Origin of the sequence: Robertmurraya mesotrionivorans, from assembly GCF_050971805.1 — a bacterium.
GTDB lineage: Bacteria > Bacillota > Bacilli > Bacillales > Cytobacillaceae > Robertmurraya_A.
In genome coordinates this window covers 94631-111190 of record NZ_JBPCCH010000013.1, presented here as the reverse complement: position 1 = coordinate 111190, position 16560 = coordinate 94631, and the positions used below count along the sequence as shown (strand labels likewise).

Sequence of the window (16560 nt, the reverse complement as noted above, 5' to 3'; positions counted from 1 at the left end):
AGGACAAAATGTATAACAAAATAAGGAGATTTTCAAACGTATTTTTATAAAAAGTGACAGGTATCTGAACCCGTTACCTATATTGAATGGTTTTTTTCTTTGTCATAATTTGATGATGTACTAGAGTTGGTTAGTATGTGGTCTATTACTTTTTTAGTAAGTGGCATGAAATAATTAAGTATTAGTCCGCCTAAACAAACCGTTAATACAGTTCCAACGCCAATTGGTCCATTGAAAAATATTGCCATTATCAAGAATACGAGGTATATGAACGTTCTCGAAAAAAATATATTTGTTCTAGTTAATTCTTGAATGATTAATGTTAACCGGTCAACTGGAATCGGTGCGAAATTTGTGTGTAAATATGTTGCCGTTCCTAATCCTATAACAAATAAGCCGATTCCAAAGCAAAGCACTTTGCTGTACCATAGTTCAGGTGTTAGCAAATTGTGGAATATAAAAAGCCACATATCAATACCAATACCCGTTATTAATGCAGTTAACAACCCCAAAACTTCTGGTCTTTGTCTTCTTAAAAATGAATTACAACAGATCAACATGAAAGCAATTATTATTTCCCAACTTCCCACAGTAAGCCCCACATTTATGGACAGCCCTACTAAAAGTGCATCAAAAGGTGAAGTTCCAAGGTCTGATTGTATGGTCAAAGAGATACCAAGGGTTAATATTAAAATACCTAATACATAAAATACATATTTCACTCTTATCGACCCTCTTTATCATTACTTTTTTATTGCAAATACAACAAAATAAGGTTATATTTAACATATACCATTTTTATTGCATTTACAATAAAAATATGTGCTAAGGAGGCAATTATGAATCAAATTCTTCGTGAAATTGGATTGATTGCAAGGGCATTAGATTCAATCGCTAATATAGAATTTAAAGAATTTGACCTTACGAAAGGGCAGTATTTGTATGTTGTGCGAATTTGTGAAAACCCAGGTATCATTCAAGAAAAGTTAGCTGAGATGATAAAAGTAGACCGAACAACAGCAGCTCGTGCTATAAAAAAACTTGAAATGAATGGCTTTATTGAAAAGAAAGAAGATCAACATAACAAAAAAATTAAAAAACTCTTTCCAACAGAGAAAGGGAAACATGTGTATCCACTTATAAAAAGAGAAAATGATTATTCCGATAAGGTTGCATTAGAGGGATTTTCTGAAAGAGAAGTAGAAACCATTTTCAATCTACTTCAAAGAGTAAGAAAAAATATAGAAAAAGACTGGGAATTTGTGAAAAAGGGAAACAAGAGAAATTATTGATAATATAAGGAGCGACATATAAATGACTATAAATATAAAAATGTGTACCCTTGAAGATTCACGCAAACTTCAAGAAATTAGTTATGAAACATTTAATGAGACATTTAAGCATCAGAATTCGCCGGAAAATATGAATGCCTATTTGGAAAGGGCATTTAACTTAAAACAATTAGAAAAAGAATTATCCAATATCTCTTCCCAATTCTTTTTTGTTCATTTTAATAATGAAGTCGCTGGATATTTAAAGGTTAATACCAATGAGGCTCAGTCTGAAGATATGGGGGATGAATCACTTGAAATCGAGAGGATTTATATAAAGAACTCATTTCAAAAACATGGGCTTGGTAAATATTTGCTAAATAAAGCGGTGGAATTTGCGATGGAACGTAATAAAAAGAAAATCTGGCTAGGTGTATGGGAAAAAAATGAAAATGCTATTGCCTTTTATAAAAAGATGGGGTTTGTCCAAACTGGATCCCACTCTTTTTATATGGGTGATGAAGAACAAATAGACTTTATAATGACCAAAACACTTATATAACTTTTTTTGAAAGGTGGATATTATGTATATACCTAAACATTTTAAAATTGATGATGAAGAAGTAATATATGATTTTATCGATAAATATGGCTTTGCAACCTTATTTTCTCAGCATAAAGGAGAACCCTACGCTACTCATCTTCCATTGATGTTAAATAAATCTGAAAATACTTTATATGGTCATTTTGCACGTCCAAACGAACAATGGGAAGATGCTGAAAACCAACAAGTCCTTGCGGTTTTCCAAGGTCCTCACTGTTATATTTCACCTACATGGTACGAAACAACTAAAGCAGTACCTACTTGGAATTATGTATCTATCCATTTATATGGAAAGATGAAGATTGTCGAAGATACAAAAGTAATATTCGATTCTTTAAATGACTTGGTAAATAAATATGAAAGCCCTGATAGTCAATACAATTTAAATGATGTTGAACCTAGCTTTATCGAAGGAATGAGTAAAGGAATTGTAGCATTCCGAATAAAAATCACAAAAATTGAAGCAAAAGCTAAATTAAGTCAAAATCATCCTGTTAATCGACAAGAATTAATTATTAAGCAACTAGAAAACACTTCTCAACACGAAAATCTACAAGTAGCAACTCTTATGAAGAAAAATCTACAAAAATACTAATAAAAGTCATTCCTAACCATTAAATGTGTGGCATTTAATGGTTATTTTATTTTTTTACTTTTAAATTAAAAAAGGGATGGTTCAGCTGCTTCAGAATCAAGCAAGGAACCATCCCTTTTTTTATGCATTAACCGTCTGTTGATTAACCGGTATATAGATATCCATTACTTTGTTCTCGGTCCCATGGCATCTTTCATCATATAACTCAAAATCCAGGACTCCAGCATGTTCATAACCGGATTGAGGGAACCATTCGGTGAACGCATAATTCCATGTGGACTGGATAGAAGTGGTAAATGTTGCATCATCTGATTTCGGCGTTGTAAACACAGCATATTGCATCTCTGGAAAGCTTCTGTACACTAACCCTTCAGGTGCTGGAGTTCCTTCAGCTACTTCCATTCCAATCAAATACAAAAACTCACCTGTTTCAGGGGAGAAATTAGTGCAGATGCCAAGCTCCTCTTTGCAGTTTAGGGGATTTGGAATGTTCTCATATAATTTCTTCTGAAGGTATAACTGCCAAAATTCGGGAATGTCTTTATTGTTTTGCCCGTCTATATTTTTTGTTTTCAGTTCATACCCAATGATGTGAAATTTCGGTTTCGTGATTAATTTTGGTTCCATTATATGTCCTCCTTGGACCATTATTTTATTTAGGTAGGCTTTTCCGCGTAAGGGACCAGATAATGCATTGGCGGTTCGATATTGATTAGGTGAAACGCCATAAAACTTTTTAAAAGCCCGATTGAATGACTCGTGGTATTGAAAACCGACATCCATTGCAATATCAATCACCTTTACATCCGAATAGAAAAGTCGTTCTGCTGCACGTGTAAGACGTCTTTTTCTTACATAATCCATGACCGATTCCCCGACAAGGGCTTGGAATACACGATGATAATGAAAAGGAGAAAAGCATGCAATTTCTGCTAGTGTTTCGAGTGTAATGGTTTCTTGCAGGTTATCTTCAATGTAATCTAGCGTGCGTCCGATACAAACTACATAATCCATTCCCTTCACCTCCCTATAGCTAATATAACAGTACACAGATATTCGTTCTTAACATTATTTGCTATTTATATCATACAGTGACAAAGCAGGGATTTGGTAGATAACTGTTGAATTTTCCTTTTCAGGAGTTTGTAAAAATGGGGTTTGTCCAAACTGGAGCCCACACTTTTTGTATGGGTGATGAAGAAAAGTCCTTCCTAACCATTAAATGTGTGGCATTTAATGGTTATTTCTAATTAATGGTTCTTCAAAAAACTTAAATAATACACTTATTTTCAACTTAGTGTGAAAAAGTGTGTATTAATCATGAACTCTATTATTCTTATAATAAATCCAGGGGTTGAAAGTGTTTTCATTAAAACAAGGAGGGAAAAGCATGGATAACTCTTGGTTAGGTTTAGAAGGAAAAGTTGCAATTGTAACTGGTGGTGCTTCTGGTATCGGTTTGAACATTACAAATGAACTTATAAAAAATGGTGCAAAAGTAGTTGTTGCAGACTTGAACGGAGAGGACGGACAACTTGAAAGCGGTGCATATTTCTTAAAGTGTGATGTAACAAATAAGGAAAGTGTTGAACGAGTAATAGGTTATACTATTGAGCTTTTTGGCTCATTGGATATACTAATAAACAATGCTGGTATTAATTTACCTAGATTGTTAGTGGACGATAAAGGAGAAAGACCTGAGTACGAATTAAGTGAAAAGGATTTTGATTTAATGGTAGCCGTTAACCAAAAGGGTCCATACCTTTTTGCACAGGCTTCAGCTAAAGAAATGATTAAACAAAATAAGGGTGTTATTATTAACGTTGCATCTGAGGCTGGGCAAGAAGGGTCAGCCGGTCAGAGTTGTTATTCAGCAACTAAAGGGGCAGTCATTGCTTTTTCACGTGCTTGGGCAAAGGAATTAGGAAAGTTCGATATCCGCGTAGTAGCAATTGCTCCTGGAATTATAGAAACCACAGGGTTAAGAACAGACGCTTATAATGAAGCCCTAGCATATACTCGTGGTGTTACGGTAGATGGTCTTTCAACAGATTATAGTAAATCAATCCCTCTTGGAAGAGAAGGGAAATTAACAGAAATAGGCGATCTTGTTTCTTATTTAGCTTCTGATCGTGCAAGTTATATAACAGGTACGACATTTAATATTTCGGGTGGAAAATCACGAGGATAAGTAAGCTAAGATTCAGTAGACAAGTCAAAGCCTAATGGTGCCAGGGGGAAATGGGATTTCCTGCGCCTATTCCTCCACAAAACGGCCCATTTTTGAAAGAGGTGATGAAATGTCTGATTTTATACTGGACGAAAGAACAGTTCAGATTTTAGAAATTCTACAAAAGAAAACGTATTGTTCGTTAGAAGAGATAGCAAAACTATTAGGTGTCAGTACTAGAACAGTACGTAATGATATTAATCAATTAAATCAAGATTTAACTAGTGTGGCTTTAATTACAAATGAGAGAGGAAAAGGCTATCGACTAGACATTAAAGAAAATGAGGTATTTCATAACTTATTAAATAGAACAAATACAGAAACTGAAAAGATAGATACTTCAAAACAAAGGATCGCCTTTATCATCGACCGTTTGATAAATAGTGAAGAAACATACACTTTAGATGACTTAGCATATGAGATGCATATAGGTAGAACTACCCTTATAAATGAATTAAAAAAGGCCTCGGTTTCCTTAGGGACTTATAATTTAGTCATTCAAGGGAAGCAAAACAAAGGAATGAAATTAATTGGTGAAGAACTCGACATAAGATTCTTTATCTTGGATAACATGTTTGATTTATTATTTGGTAATTATCCAATAGATGTAGATATCGTAGAAGAAGTCTTGGAAATCTGCAGTAAGTATGATTTTGAATCTACAACCCAATCAAGATTAATGGAATTTATTGTCGTAATGTTAGATCGCTTACTAAAGAATCATCCCCTAAAGAAATTAAATGAAAAACATGAGAAATTACTAGAAACAAAAGATTATCAAGTAGCAATGGAAATTATTAAGGCTTTAGAAACAAAGCTACCAATAGAGATCCCAGAGCTAGAGATTCTCTTTATCACTATTCCTATAGCAGGGAGACGTACGCCAACCAATAATCGGTCAATGGCTGAGGTTATAATTACAGATGATGTAAAAGGATTGCTTGAACAGATTATTGAACAACTTGGTTTTAAAAAAGAAATAATTCATGAACATCATTCCTTTTTTAAAGATCTTCAATATCACCTTACTTTCATGTTAAATCGACTGTTATTTGGTCTTCGGTTGAAAAATCCATTGCTAGGAGATGTGAAAGAGAAATATCCAGTTGCATACAAAATGGCTGAAATAGCAGGACAAGTGATTGAAAGAGAAAGTGGTTTGGCAGTATCAGAGGATGAACTAGGTTACCTGGCTTTCTATTTTGGGGTGTTTATTGCAAATAATGATGTAAAAGTTAAAAGATTCCAAAAGGCAGCAGTCATTTGTGGTACTGGGAGAGGAACAGCAAAACTAATAGCAATGCAATTAGAGAGAGTATTAAATAATAAAACGGAGATAGATTTATACTCCGATAAAGAAGTAACAGAAGATCTCATAAGCAATTATGATATTGCCTTTTCAACAGTGAAATTACCTTTTGAACCAAACATTCCTTTTGTAAAAATTAGTGAGATATTTGATGAAAGAAAGGTAACTAAAGAGATTGAAGTAGCTACTTTCATGAAAAATTTAAAGATAAATCATGAAGGAAAGTACCAATCCATTTTAAGAGGACTCATTACCGAGGAAAAGTTTTTTTTATTGGAAAGTAACGAAGGGTACCACAAAGGTGTAAATACTATGATTGATACCTTAACCGAGAAGGGCTACTTGGATGAAGGATTTAAGGAACGCTTGGAGGAGAGGGAAAGAAAAGGTTCCATGATATTTGGGAATTATATAGCCTTTCCACACACGATCAATAGAAACTCTAATTCAGTAGAACTTGCACTTGGTGTTTTTCCTGAAAAGATAAATGTAGAGGAAAAAGAAGTTAAGGTAATTTTCTTGTTAGGGTTACCAGAAGATCAAATAGATAATAGTGAACACTTTATCGTTAGGCTTTATGATGAAATATTAAAAATAGCTAATTCCACAGAACTTACTAACCAGCTAGCTAATGTTAATAGTTTTAATACGTTAACTAACTTACTGGAAAAGGCAGCAAGACTATAATCAATTTTTTATACAACCTTTGGAAAGCGTTTGCGGTAATTTTTTGGATAGGAGAGACAAAGAAATGATTTTGTACTTGATTCTCTTAATAGGTATAGCATGGTTGGTACAGAGCATTCTTGGGTTTCTTCAAATTAGGCATTTTAATAAAAAATATGCTGAAATGAGGTCAATGGGTAGAGTAGCCATTGGAAAAAAGACAGGTATGTTCAGAGCAGGGACTGTTGTCATGTTTAGCATAGACAAAAGAAATAAAATTTTAAAAGCAGCAAAAATGCAAGGAGTAACAGTATTCTCACGTGTGAAAGAACTAAAAGGCTTTGAAGGTAAGCACTTGTTAAAAATTGCTGAAGAAGATTTCACTGGTCTAGATAAATTAACCAAGCTAGCAATTGCGGATGCCCTTAGAAGTTATGACATTATTTCAAAGGGTGGGGAATTACGAGTGAAAAAAGGTTGGATTGATCATTTAATACCTAATAAAAGATAAGAAAAGGGTGATTTTATGGAGTTTGTTATAAAAGCAGCGGAAGGGTTTATGAATTTATTTAGACATGGTGGAGAGGTTTTTATAGATCTTGTTACTGGTATAGTACCTCTCCTTATTATGTTATTGGTAGCGATGAATGCTCTTGTACACTTTGTTGGGCAGGCAAGAGTAGAGAAATTAGCCAAAAAGTCAGGGAAAAACCCTTTCACAAGATATTTTGTATTACCGGTTATTGGGACATTTGTTCTGGCTAATCCAATGACACTATCTCTAGGACGTTTCTTACCAGAAAAATATAAGCCTAGTTATTACGCGGCAGCATCTTATTCTTGTCACACACATAATGGGTTATTCCCACATGTTAACCCAGGTGAGTTATTCGTATTCTTAGGAATCTCTGCAGGTATTACCACACTTGGACACGATGTTACAGAATTGGCTCTTCGTTATTTCTTAGTTGGAGTAGTAACAAACTTCTTAAGAGGTTGGGTGACAGATTTAACAACAGCATATGTTGCAAAACAGCAAAACGTAAAATTAAAAGATACAGTTCAATTATAGGTGGTGGAATAAATGACAACATATCAATCAATCAAAGTATCAAAAGGATCTGGTGGCTTTGGTGGCCCTTTAGTAATTACTCCAACGAGTGAAAAGAATAAAGTTGTTTATATTACAGGAGGTCAAAGACCGGATATTGCGGATAGAATTGCTGAACTAACAGGTTGTGAGCTTGTAGATGGATTCAAAACTTCTGTTCCAGAAAGTGAAATGGCATGTGTGATTATTGATTGTGGTGGAACGTTACGATGTGGTTTATACCCACAGAAAAGAATTCCAACTATTAATATCATGCCTACTGGTCAAAGTGGTCCTCTGGCCAAACATATTACTGAAGACATTTATGTTTCTGGAGTAAAGGTTGATAATATTGAACTTACTAATGCCTCTGAATTAGCACAATCAAGTGTAATAGAAGAAATTGCTCCAGAGGTAAAACAAGAGGGCAAATACAGTACGAATAAAAAGATTAGTGAACAACAAGCACCTAAAGGGCTAATGGCAAGAGTAGGTATGGCTATGGGTTCTATTACAAGTGTTTTTTACCAAGCCGGACGTGAAGCCATTGACACAGTTATTAAAACAATCCTTCCTTTTATGGCATTTGTTGCGATGTTGATTGGTATTATTCTTGAATCAGGAATCGGTGACGTATTTGCGAAATTCCTTTCTCCGTTTGCAGGAAATATTTGGGGACTAATAGTTATTGCGCTTGTTTGTTCCTTCCCATTACTTTCCCCATTCTTAGGCCCTGGTGCAGTTATTGCTCAAGTAGTAGGAACGTTAATTGGTGTAGAAATTGGTAAAGGTAACATCCCAGCGCATCTTGCACTACCGGCATTATTTGCAATCAATGCTCAAGCAGCTGCTGATTTTGTTCCAGTGGGTCTAGGTTTAGCTGAAGCAGAGGTTGAAACAGTAGAGGTAGGGGTGCCGTCAGTACTCTATTCAAGATTCTTAACCGGAGCTCCAACTGTGTTTATTGCATGGCTAGCAAGCTTTGGATTGTATGACTAAATTAATGCAAATTATAGTAGGATTTTGAAAATAGAATTAGTGTAAGGAGACTTCATGATGTTAACAACAAAATATGAAACAAAAATTAATAAACTTGGTCCATCTGTATCTGAATTTCTTGGAGAAAAAATGTTTATTTTATTTGGAGAAAACGCTCCAATAGAATTAGCTGAATATTGCCTGCTTATTGATGTAAACCCTGTTGAAGGTGACATTGTAGTGGGAGATATTCTTAAAATGGGTAATAAAGAGTATTCTATTACTGCTGTAGGAGATGCTGTAAAGAAAAACCTTGTATCACTTGGGCATATTACCTTAAAGTTTGATGGCTCGCAAAGCCCAGAGTTACCTGGAACACTTTACCTTGAAGAGGCAAACATCACTGCCGATATTGAGCCAGGAAGTGAAATACAGATTATTAGTAGATAAAATAAAGCAGATGCTTAGCTTTTGACACATCTTCAATAGAAGAAGTTACAAAAGTTAAGCATTTATTCTTTTTAAGAGGTGACAAATTTGAAAATAGTTATTGATTCAGCAAATGTTAAGGAGATAAGACTTAAATGAGTAATTTCCAATTGATGGAGTACTACTAATCCTCGTATTATTGTGAAGGAACAAAGACCTTTTCTAAGCAGAAGGGATACGTAAGCTAGCTACGACTGTATATACCCCAATGAGTGCATTTGTAGCAGCCAAAGCAGGAGCTGAATATGTTGCTCCCTATGTAAACCGGATTGATAATTTAGGAAATGGTACGAATGTAGCAGCTATATCCCTAATGGTCTAATACTTAGTATATAAATTAACCTGGAACGTAAACCTGAGGAGGAAAAATATGATTAAAGGTGTAATTTTTGATATGGATGGTGTATTAATTGATAGTGAAGTAGTATTTCGAAAAAATTTTCATGAATTTCTTAAGAGTAATGAAGTATTTGTCGACATATCAGAGCTGAATTTTCTTGTTGGTGCATCCGTCAAAGTCGACACAGAATACCTTTCAAAAAAATTAAATATCTCCTTAGAAGAAGCTAACCATAAAAGGGAATCTTATTTTAAAGAAATAACGGTAGAATATGAGAAAATTAAAAAACCATACGTTAATGAACTTTTAGAGTACCTTTCTTCGAAAAATATTAAAGTAGGGCTTGCCTCCTCATCGAAAATGGAAAATATTCAGTATGTATTAGAAGAGCTCGGAATTAAAGATTATTTTAGTATTCTTGTTAGTGGGGAAATGTTTGTAGAAACAAAACCTAATCCAGAGATTTATAATTACACAGTAAACTCTATGAATTTATTAAAAGAGGAACTGCTAGTGGTTGAAGATTCTAATTATGGAATTGAGGCAGCCAAAGCAGCGGGTCTGAAAGTAGCAGCATTAATTGATTCAACATTTGGGTTTGATATTGACTCAGCAGATTTTAAAATTGAATCATTAAAAGATGTGATAAAAATAATAGAGGGCCTTGAGAGGTAGTGTAAATCTGCATCCCTTTAAAGAGAGAGGGCATTAATCCAAGAAGGATTAATGCCTTTTAATATGGAATTTTTTTTGTACAAAAAAATGAAATTAGAAGTAACTAACGAGGCTGCGAAATGGTTTGTCTCTGAGATGGATTTAAAACAAGGTGATTTTGTTCAATTTGTTGTTAAAATTTTAGAGGCATTCCCACTGCACATCCAGACTGTACTCGATCTATGGTTTGAGAAAAGGGTTAGGAAACAGTGTAAGTGACAAGCATACATGGTAAGCTTACTGCCCACAAAATATCTTCTGGTAAGTGTTTATTGTTTATACTCCCAGTGTCTTACTCTCATTATTTACCTTTTATTCAATATAACTAAATGGCAATAATAAAGATTAATAATAGAAATTTTGTTGTAGTATTCAGGAATTAGGAATGTAATTGTTTCTCTAGGTATCATTTCATTCATTTTTGGAATAGAGGTGGAGCAATGGATTGGAATACGTTTTGGAATGGGGGAACGTCTCTAAACCCAGTAGAAATTTTTTTAAGAGTAACCATTCTTTACTTTTCCATCTTTTTTATGACCAGGTTAATGGGTCCCCGCCAAGTTGGAATTGTTTCAGCTTTTAATTTTATTACCCATGCAGGAATGGCTCATGTGGCAACAGCTAGAATGGTGAATCCACAATCATCGCTTACATCCGCTTTAGTCATTATCGTTGTAGCCTATTCATTGAGCCTGCTTCTTTCTTGGATTGATTTTACTTTCCCATCTTGGGTAGGAACCAGTCCAATCTCTTTAATTAAAAATGGACAACTTCTTCACACCCACTTGAGAAAGGCTCATATAACCATTAATGATTTGTTAGCTCAACTTCGACTCAAAAAGGTACATAATTTATCTGAAGTAGCGGAAGCTGTTTTGGAACCAATGGGAGAGTTAAGTGTAATAAAAAAGCCAGAGTCTTCCCCTGTAACGAGAAGTATGTTAAATCTCCCTAAAAAACCTACGGGAATGTCAACAGTTCTTATTTATGACGGAAAAATCGAGCGGGAGCATCTCAATGCTTTTGGATTAAGGGAGAGTTGGTTAGAGGATGAGATTTCCAAAAAAGGATATTCGATCTCTCAAGTAATGTTGGCTACGCTAGAGTCAACAGGAAACATCCATGTGAGTGTGAAATGATATGAACAAAATAATGGAATATTTTCAGCTAACAGAAAAATTAAGTCCAACGGGGTTTGCTTTTCGTGCAGTGATATCGATTATCCTGATTTATTGTATGAGCAGGTTTCTCAAGAAGAGGGCTGCGGGGCAGTTTACGGCTTTTGATTTTACATTTTTATGGATGCTAGGGGCATTAGCAGTAGCTCCTCTACTTGATGGGAAGATTCTCTTTACAACAACAATCATTGCGACTTCCTCCCTTTATTTTTGGCACTTTATCCTATCATGGGCAGCTGTTCGAAATCATGCATTTGCCAAACTTCTTACAAGAAAGCCGTCCGTTTTAGTTGAAAAGGGAATCATTAATGAAACCAATATGCGACGTTCCTTTTTTAGTATAAATTTACTTCTTTCTGAAATGCGATTAGCCGATGCACCTGATTTGTCTGAGGTGGAACAAGTTACTCTGGAGACAAGTGGACATCTAAGTGTAATGAAAAAAGATGAGTACACATCACCAACTTCAAAGGATTTTCAAATCCCTGCCCCTCCTGGAGGTTTGCCAACTGTTCTCATCAATAATGGGAAAGTGATTTATGATCAGTTGGAAATGTTAAATTATAACGAAGAATGGTTAATAAAGCAGCTTCATAAGTTTGGAATAATGGATGTAAAAAGCGTTTATTTAGCAACCATTAGCCCAAACGGAGAGTTTTATTACACCGTAAAAAGAAGTTGATAAAATGGGAGGAGAATAACAATATGCTATCTAAACAAGAAATTATGAATCATGCTTTTAAAGATTTGCTTTTCCATGAGGAATTCTTGGCAAAAAAATACACTGAATTACAAAAGGAAATCACCGATCCCCAAATGCAAACCATGTTTCAAGGATTAGAAATGTCTGCAAGGACTCGTTATAACATGCTTTCTCAGAAAATGAGTGGTTTTGGGATTGTATAAGAAGGAGATGGAAAAATGAATAATCTTGATAAGTTACATGATATACTGGAAACGGAAATGGCTGACCAAATGTTATACAATCACTATATGTTGCAGATTACAAATCCAGAAGTTAGGCAGCTTTTTACTCAATTTAGAGATGAACATATGCAGCATATTACACAAATCCAGCAACAGGTACAGCAATTAATGGAAAATCCCACCAATCTAAATTGACAAGAATACAAGCCTTTTGGACTCATCCAACAAGGCCAATCAGTGTTGTTAAGTGTCCTTTCAAATTACTTGAAAGGATTTTTTTTTATTGCACTGACATATCTAGCTTTATACTATGGTTTTTTGTGCAGAATAAACTTCTTTCTTTACTAATAAAACTTTTACTAAAACATTGACTAAAATTTACTTAAAGAATAAAATAGTTAGTGAAGACGTTTTCATTTATCTAAGAATTTAAACCATCGTTAAAGGTTTCATTAGATTTTTACCAGCCAAAGCGAAAGGATGATAACAATGGAAAAACAGGGATTATTTAAGAAGTTTGTAGAGATTTTTAAAGTAGAAGATTATGTTCGACTCTTTTTTTCACCAGGGAGAATTAACCTCATTGGGGAACACACGGATTACAATGGAGGGAATGTATTTCCAGCTGCCATCACTTTCGGAACGTATGGAGCAGTAAGGGAAAGGGAAGACCGTTTGGTGCGATTGTATTCAGAGAACTTTCCAGAAAAGGGAATCATTGAATTTTCATTAGATTCCTTGGAATATGATGCCGCTCATAATTGGGCAAACTATCCAAAAGGTATAATTCGCTACGTTCAGGAGAGTTTCGGTATTCTTCCAAACGGATTTGATTTGTTAATCAATGGGAACATTCCAAATGGTGCGGGTCTGTCGTCTTCTGCCTCACTGGAAATGTTAATGGGTGTCATACTTGATGAGGTATACGATCTGAAAATAGACAGAGTAGAGCTTGTAAAGCTAGGACAGAAGGTAGAAAACAAGTTTATTGGTGTAAACAGTGGCATCATGGATCAGTTTGCGATTGGCATGGGGAAGGAGAACTGTGGGATTTTATTAGATTGCCAGACTCTTACTTACGAATATGCGCCTCTTAATCTAGAAAACCACAAAATTATTATTATGAATACGAATAAGCGTCGGGAGTTAGCCGACTCGAAGTATAATGAGCGCCGAGCACAATGTGAAGAAGCCCTTAGCAGACTACAAGCTAAATTGGATATCGAGGCATTAGGTAGCTTAACGGAAGAACAATTTGAGGCCAATCGTGAGTTGATTGGGGACGAACTTTTAGAAAAACGAGCAAAGCATGCCGTGTATGAAAATGGCCGTACGATTAAAGCCTTGAAAGCTCTAAAAGAAGGAAACCTTGCCTACTTTGGAGAACTGATGAATGCTTCTCATACTTCTCTTAAAGATGATTACGAAGTAACAGGTATTGAACTGGATACACTTGTAAGTACTGCTTGGAGCCAAAAAGGGACAGTAGGTGCACGAATGACTGGGGCAGGATTTGGAGGCTGTGCCATTGCTCTAGTAGAAAAGAATTCCGTTGATTTATTTATTAAAGAAGTCGGTGAAAGCTATAAAGAGAGAATTGGATATGAAGCAACCTTTTATGTAGCGAGTATTGGGGACGGAACGAAAGAGCTTAAGGGAGAGTTGATACGATGAGCGTATTAGTGTTAGGTGGGGCAGGATATATTGGTTCACATGCTGTATATCAGCTAATGGATCAAGGATACAAGGTGGTTGTTATTGATAACCTCCAAACCGGGCATGAACAGGCCATCCATCCTCAAGCCACTTTTTATAAAGGTGATATAAGAGAGAAAGAGTTTTTAACCTCCGTTTTTCAAAAGGAAAAAATCGAAGGTGTACTCCATTTTGCAGCCAATTCCCTTGTTGGTGAATCAATGGAAAAGCCGCTTATGTATTTTGATAATAATGTGTATGGGACGCAAGTGTTACTTGAAGTAATGAATGAATTCGATGTGAAGAATATTGTCTTCTCATCAACAGCAGCCACGTATGGTGACCAAAAAATCATGCCGATTACAGAAGATACTCCAACACTTCCGACCAATGCTTATGGAGAGACGAAATTAACCATGGAAAAAATGCTGAAGTGGTGCAGCGGTGCTTACGGAATGAAGTATGTTGCGCTTCGCTACTTTAATGTAGCGGGGGCTAGACCAACTGGAGAAGTGGGAGAGGATCATACACCAGAAACTCATTTGATTCCGTTAGTGTTACAAGTGGCTCTTGAGCAAAGAGAGTTCATCTCTGTGTTCGGGGATGACTACGATACGCCAGATGGAACCTGTATCCGTGATTATGTACATGTAGAGGATTTAATTGCTGCACATATTCTTGCTTTAAAGTATTTAGAAAATGGTGGAGAAAGTAATGTGTTCAATCTTGGTAGTAACCAAGGATTCTCCGTTTTGGAAATTATCGAGACAGCAAGGAAAATTACAGGGCATAGCATACCTGAAAAAATCGTGGCAAGAAGAGCAGGAGATCCAGCAAAGTTAATTGCTTCCTCTCAAAAAGCAAAACAGGTGCTCGGTTGGAGCCCTAAACGTACGAATATTGAGCAGATTATTGAGGACGCATGGAGCTGGCATCAGTCACATCCAAATGGGTACGAAAAGTAACGGAAGGAGAAACACTCCATGGAAATCTATACTTTGATTCAATCACTCCTTGACCAATCTTTGGAATGTGAAATGATTGAACGGGAAGATGAAATATATGCAAGAAACCAGCTAATGTCACTTTTACAACTAGCTGACTACCCTGAGAAAATAGAAGGTGTAAAGGGAGCAAGCATACCAGATGTGTTAGAGCAAATCGTTCAGTATGCCTTTAAAAAAGGGATTGTTGGAATCCTGGATGCGGATAAGGAAATTTTTTCAAGCAAGCTAATGAATGTTCTAGTACAAAGGCCTTCGGATGTGAATCGTCGTTTTTATCGTCACTATGAAAAGGATCCAACATGTGCAACAGAGTTTTTTTATCAATTGAGTCAAAACAGCAATTATATCCAAACAAAAAGTATTGCGAAGAATATTAGTTATAAAACAGATACTCCATACGGAGAACTGGATATTACCATCAATCTGTCGAAGCCAGAAAAGGATCCAAAGCAAATTGCCTTGGAAAAAGAGAAAAAGCAGGATGTGCAGTATCCTAAATGTCTTCTATGCGAAGAGAACGAGGGCTACGTGGGACGAGTGGGTCACCCAGCTCGCTCCAATCATCGAATGATTCGACTAGAGCTAGAGGATGAGCCATGGTATCTTCAGTATTCTCCATATGTGTATTATAACGAACATTGTATTGTGCTCTCTAAAGAGCATCGTGATATGAAAATATCCCGAAAAGGATTTGAAAGATTATTATCGTTCGTAGAAAAGTTTCCACATTATTTCGTTGGTTCAAACGCGGATCTTCCGATTGTAGGCGGATCGATTTTAACTCATGATCACTACCAAGGGGGAAATTATGAGTTTGCAATGGCACGAGCCGACGAAGAGTATTCTTTTCAGATGAAGGAATTCTCACATGTATCCGCGGCAACAGTCAAGTGGCCGATGTCGGTCATTCGTTTACGATCACGGAATAAAGAAGAACTCATTCAAGCAGCGGATTATATTTTGACTAGCTGGAAGGGGTACTCGGATGAAAAGGCTGATATTCATGCCTATTCCGAAGATACACCGCATAACACGATTACTCCAATTGCTAGAATGCGAGAGGGGCAATTCGAGTTAGATCTAGTATTAAGAAATAACCGAACGAGTGAAAAGCATCCATTAGGAATCTTCCATCCGCATAGCGATGTTCACCACATTAAGAAGGAGAATATTGGATTAATAGAGGTCATGGGTCTTGCTGTTCTCCCTGCTAGATTGAAGGAAGAATTAGAGGAAGTAAAAGCGTATTTATTAGGAAAGTCAAATTTAGTAAAAGACTATCACCTCACATGGGCTGAGGAATTAAAGAGTAAGTACGAAACAGAATGGTCGGATGATACGGCAGAAGAAATTTTAAGAAGAGAAGTAGGATTAAAATTCCAGCGAGTACTTGAGGATGCGGGAGTATTTAAAAGAGATACAGATGGTCAAGTGGCATTTTGCCGTTTCTGCGAGAGTTTATAAATG

General features: G+C 35.8%; 20 protein-coding genes. 18 read left to right on the top strand and 2 right to left on the bottom strand.

The window, feature by feature from the left end:
- Window positions 1–77: 77 nt before the first annotated feature.
- Complete coding sequence (locus ACRX5O_RS18275) at window positions 78–722, bottom strand: YczE/YyaS/YitT family protein (RefSeq protein ID WP_433907261.1); 645 nt, start codon at window positions 720–722, stop codon at window positions 78–80.
- 117 nt (window positions 723–839) lie between these two features.
- Between ACRX5O_RS18275 and ACRX5O_RS18270 the strand changes: the two genes are divergently transcribed.
- Genes ACRX5O_RS18270 through ACRX5O_RS18260 form a run of 3 tightly spaced genes read left to right on the top strand, consistent with a single transcriptional unit; the run spans window position 840 to window position 2470 of the window.
- On the top strand, window positions 840–1292 hold the full coding sequence (locus tag ACRX5O_RS18270; protein WP_433907260.1) for a MarR family winged helix-turn-helix transcriptional regulator: 453 nt from the start codon (window positions 840–842) through the stop codon (window positions 1290–1292).
- Window positions 1293–1314: 22 nt separating this feature from the next.
- Window positions 1315–1833, top strand: a complete 519-nt coding sequence (gene paiA, locus ACRX5O_RS18265) for a spermidine/spermine N(1)-acetyltransferase (protein WP_433907259.1) — start codon at window positions 1315–1317, stop codon at window positions 1831–1833.
- A 22-nt stretch (window positions 1834–1855) separates the two neighbouring features.
- Window positions 1856–2470: an FMN-binding negative transcriptional regulator gene (locus tag ACRX5O_RS18260; RefSeq protein ID WP_433907258.1), complete on the top strand. Its 615-nt coding sequence runs from the start codon at window positions 1856–1858 to the stop codon at window positions 2468–2470.
- 120 nt (window positions 2471–2590) lie between these two features.
- On the opposite strand, the gene ACRX5O_RS18255 is transcribed toward ACRX5O_RS18260, so the two are convergent.
- Window positions 2591–3484: an AraC family transcriptional regulator gene (locus ACRX5O_RS18255; RefSeq protein WP_433907257.1), complete on the bottom strand. Its 894-nt coding sequence runs from the start codon at window positions 3482–3484 to the stop codon at window positions 2591–2593.
- A gap of 376 nt (window positions 3485–3860) precedes the next feature.
- Here ACRX5O_RS18255 and ACRX5O_RS18250 point away from each other — a divergent pair, with 376 nt between their 5' ends.
- From ACRX5O_RS18250 to galT, 15 genes are all read left to right on the top strand, one after another.
- Complete coding sequence (locus ACRX5O_RS18250) at window positions 3861–4661, top strand: SDR family oxidoreductase (RefSeq protein WP_433907256.1); 801 nt, start codon at window positions 3861–3863, stop codon at window positions 4659–4661.
- A gap of 109 nt (window positions 4662–4770) precedes the next feature.
- Window positions 4771–6696 (top strand): BglG family transcription antiterminator, encoded by a 1926-nt coding sequence (locus ACRX5O_RS18245; RefSeq protein ID WP_433907255.1) that lies wholly within the window; start codon window positions 4771–4773, stop codon window positions 6694–6696.
- Between the two features lie 64 nt (window positions 6697–6760).
- The gene (locus ACRX5O_RS18240; RefSeq protein WP_433907254.1) at window positions 6761–7186 is read left to right on the top strand and encodes a transcriptional regulator GutM; all 426 of its coding nucleotides are present in this window, start codon (window positions 6761–6763) and stop codon (window positions 7184–7186) included.
- A 15-nt stretch (window positions 7187–7201) separates the two neighbouring features.
- Entirely contained in the window at window positions 7202–7747 is a 546-nt protein-coding gene (gene srlA / locus ACRX5O_RS18235; protein ID WP_433907253.1) for a PTS glucitol/sorbitol transporter subunit IIC, read from the top strand.
- A gap of 12 nt (window positions 7748–7759) precedes the next feature.
- Window positions 7760–8764 (top strand): PTS glucitol/sorbitol transporter subunit IIB, encoded by a 1005-nt coding sequence (srlE, locus tag ACRX5O_RS18230; protein WP_433907252.1) that lies wholly within the window; start codon window positions 7760–7762, stop codon window positions 8762–8764.
- A 57-nt stretch (window positions 8765–8821) separates the two neighbouring features.
- A complete protein-coding gene (locus ACRX5O_RS18225; RefSeq protein ID WP_433907251.1) occupies window positions 8822–9193 on the top strand; it encodes a PTS glucitol/sorbitol transporter subunit IIA in 372 nt (123 codons plus the stop codon).
- A 247-nt stretch (window positions 9194–9440) separates the two neighbouring features.
- Entirely contained in the window at window positions 9441–9554 is a 114-nt protein-coding gene (locus tag ACRX5O_RS18220) for a hypothetical protein (protein WP_433907250.1), read from the top strand.
- A gap of 48 nt (window positions 9555–9602) precedes the next feature.
- Window positions 9603–10247: an HAD family hydrolase gene (locus ACRX5O_RS18215; RefSeq protein WP_433907249.1), complete on the top strand. Its 645-nt coding sequence runs from the start codon at window positions 9603–9605 to the stop codon at window positions 10245–10247.
- 479 nt (window positions 10248–10726) lie between these two features.
- Complete coding sequence (locus ACRX5O_RS18210; protein ID WP_433907248.1) at window positions 10727–11425, top strand: YetF domain-containing protein; 699 nt, start codon at window positions 10727–10729, stop codon at window positions 11423–11425.
- A gap of 1 nt (window position 11426) precedes the next feature.
- The gene (locus ACRX5O_RS18205) at window positions 11427–12146 is read left to right on the top strand and encodes a YetF domain-containing protein (protein WP_433907247.1); all 720 of its coding nucleotides are present in this window, start codon (window positions 11427–11429) and stop codon (window positions 12144–12146) included.
- Between the two features lie 23 nt (window positions 12147–12169).
- Window positions 12170–12370 (top strand): hypothetical protein, encoded by a 201-nt coding sequence (locus ACRX5O_RS18200; RefSeq protein WP_433907246.1) that lies wholly within the window; start codon window positions 12170–12172, stop codon window positions 12368–12370.
- A gap of 15 nt (window positions 12371–12385) precedes the next feature.
- On the top strand, window positions 12386–12586 hold the full coding sequence (locus ACRX5O_RS18195; RefSeq protein ID WP_433907245.1) for a ferritin family protein: 201 nt from the start codon (window positions 12386–12388) through the stop codon (window positions 12584–12586).
- A gap of 294 nt (window positions 12587–12880) precedes the next feature.
- Window positions 12881–14065 (top strand): galactokinase, encoded by a 1185-nt coding sequence (locus tag ACRX5O_RS18190; RefSeq protein WP_433907244.1) that lies wholly within the window; start codon window positions 12881–12883, stop codon window positions 14063–14065.
- Window positions 14062–15051 (top strand): UDP-glucose 4-epimerase GalE, encoded by a 990-nt coding sequence (gene galE / locus ACRX5O_RS18185; RefSeq protein ID WP_433907243.1) that lies wholly within the window; start codon window positions 14062–14064, stop codon window positions 15049–15051. Before ACRX5O_RS18190 ends, galE begins: the two co-directional genes overlap by 4 nt.
- A gap of 18 nt (window positions 15052–15069) precedes the next feature.
- Window positions 15070–16557 carry a UDP-glucose--hexose-1-phosphate uridylyltransferase gene (gene galT / locus ACRX5O_RS18180; protein WP_433907242.1) on the top strand — a complete coding sequence of 496 codons (1488 nt, stop codon included), beginning with the start codon at window positions 15070–15072 and terminating at the stop codon, window positions 16555–16557.
- Window positions 16558–16560 lie beyond the last annotated feature (3 nt).

Bases quoted from the DNA above. Each gene is read 5' to 3' on its own strand.
- ACRX5O_RS18205 (WP_433907247.1), top strand. From the start codon at position 11,427: ATGAACAAAATAATGGAATATTTTCAGCTAACAGAAAAATTAAGTCCA.
- galE (WP_433907243.1), top strand. From the start codon at position 14,062: ATGAGCGTATTAGTGTTAGGTGGGGCAGGATATATTGGTTCACATGCT.
- srlE (WP_433907252.1), top strand. From the start codon at position 7,760: ATGACAACATATCAATCAATCAAAGTATCAAAAGGATCTGGTGGCTTT.
- ACRX5O_RS18200 (WP_433907246.1), top strand. From the start codon at position 12,170: ATGCTATCTAAACAAGAAATTATGAATCATGCTTTTAAAGATTTGCTT.
- ACRX5O_RS18245 (WP_433907255.1), top strand. From the start codon at position 4,771: ATGTCTGATTTTATACTGGACGAAAGAACAGTTCAGATTTTAGAAATT.
- ACRX5O_RS18255 (WP_433907257.1), bottom strand. From the start codon at position 3,484: ATGGATTATGTAGTTTGTATCGGACGCACGCTAGATTACATTGAAGAT.
- ACRX5O_RS18250 (WP_433907256.1), top strand. From the start codon at position 3,861: ATGGATAACTCTTGGTTAGGTTTAGAAGGAAAAGTTGCAATTGTAACT.
- ACRX5O_RS18210 (WP_433907248.1), top strand. From the start codon at position 10,727: ATGGATTGGAATACGTTTTGGAATGGGGGAACGTCTCTAAACCCAGTA.
- ACRX5O_RS18240 (WP_433907254.1), top strand. From the start codon at position 6,761: ATGATTTTGTACTTGATTCTCTTAATAGGTATAGCATGGTTGGTACAG.
- ACRX5O_RS18260 (WP_433907258.1), top strand. From the start codon at position 1,856: ATGTATATACCTAAACATTTTAAAATTGATGATGAAGAAGTAATATAT.
- ACRX5O_RS18220 (WP_433907250.1), top strand. From the start codon at position 9,441: ATGAGTGCATTTGTAGCAGCCAAAGCAGGAGCTGAATATGTTGCTCCC.
- ACRX5O_RS18225 (WP_433907251.1), top strand. From the start codon at position 8,822: ATGTTAACAACAAAATATGAAACAAAAATTAATAAACTTGGTCCATCT.
- ACRX5O_RS18190 (WP_433907244.1), top strand. From the start codon at position 12,881: ATGGAAAAACAGGGATTATTTAAGAAGTTTGTAGAGATTTTTAAAGTA.
- ACRX5O_RS18215 (WP_433907249.1), top strand. From the start codon at position 9,603: ATGATTAAAGGTGTAATTTTTGATATGGATGGTGTATTAATTGATAGT.
- galT (WP_433907242.1), top strand. From the start codon at position 15,070: ATGGAAATCTATACTTTGATTCAATCACTCCTTGACCAATCTTTGGAA.
- ACRX5O_RS18195 (WP_433907245.1), top strand. From the start codon at position 12,386: ATGAATAATCTTGATAAGTTACATGATATACTGGAAACGGAAATGGCT.
- paiA (WP_433907259.1), top strand. From the start codon at position 1,315: ATGACTATAAATATAAAAATGTGTACCCTTGAAGATTCACGCAAACTT.
- ACRX5O_RS18270 (WP_433907260.1), top strand. From the start codon at position 840: ATGAATCAAATTCTTCGTGAAATTGGATTGATTGCAAGGGCATTAGAT.
- srlA (WP_433907253.1), top strand. From the start codon at position 7,202: ATGGAGTTTGTTATAAAAGCAGCGGAAGGGTTTATGAATTTATTTAGA.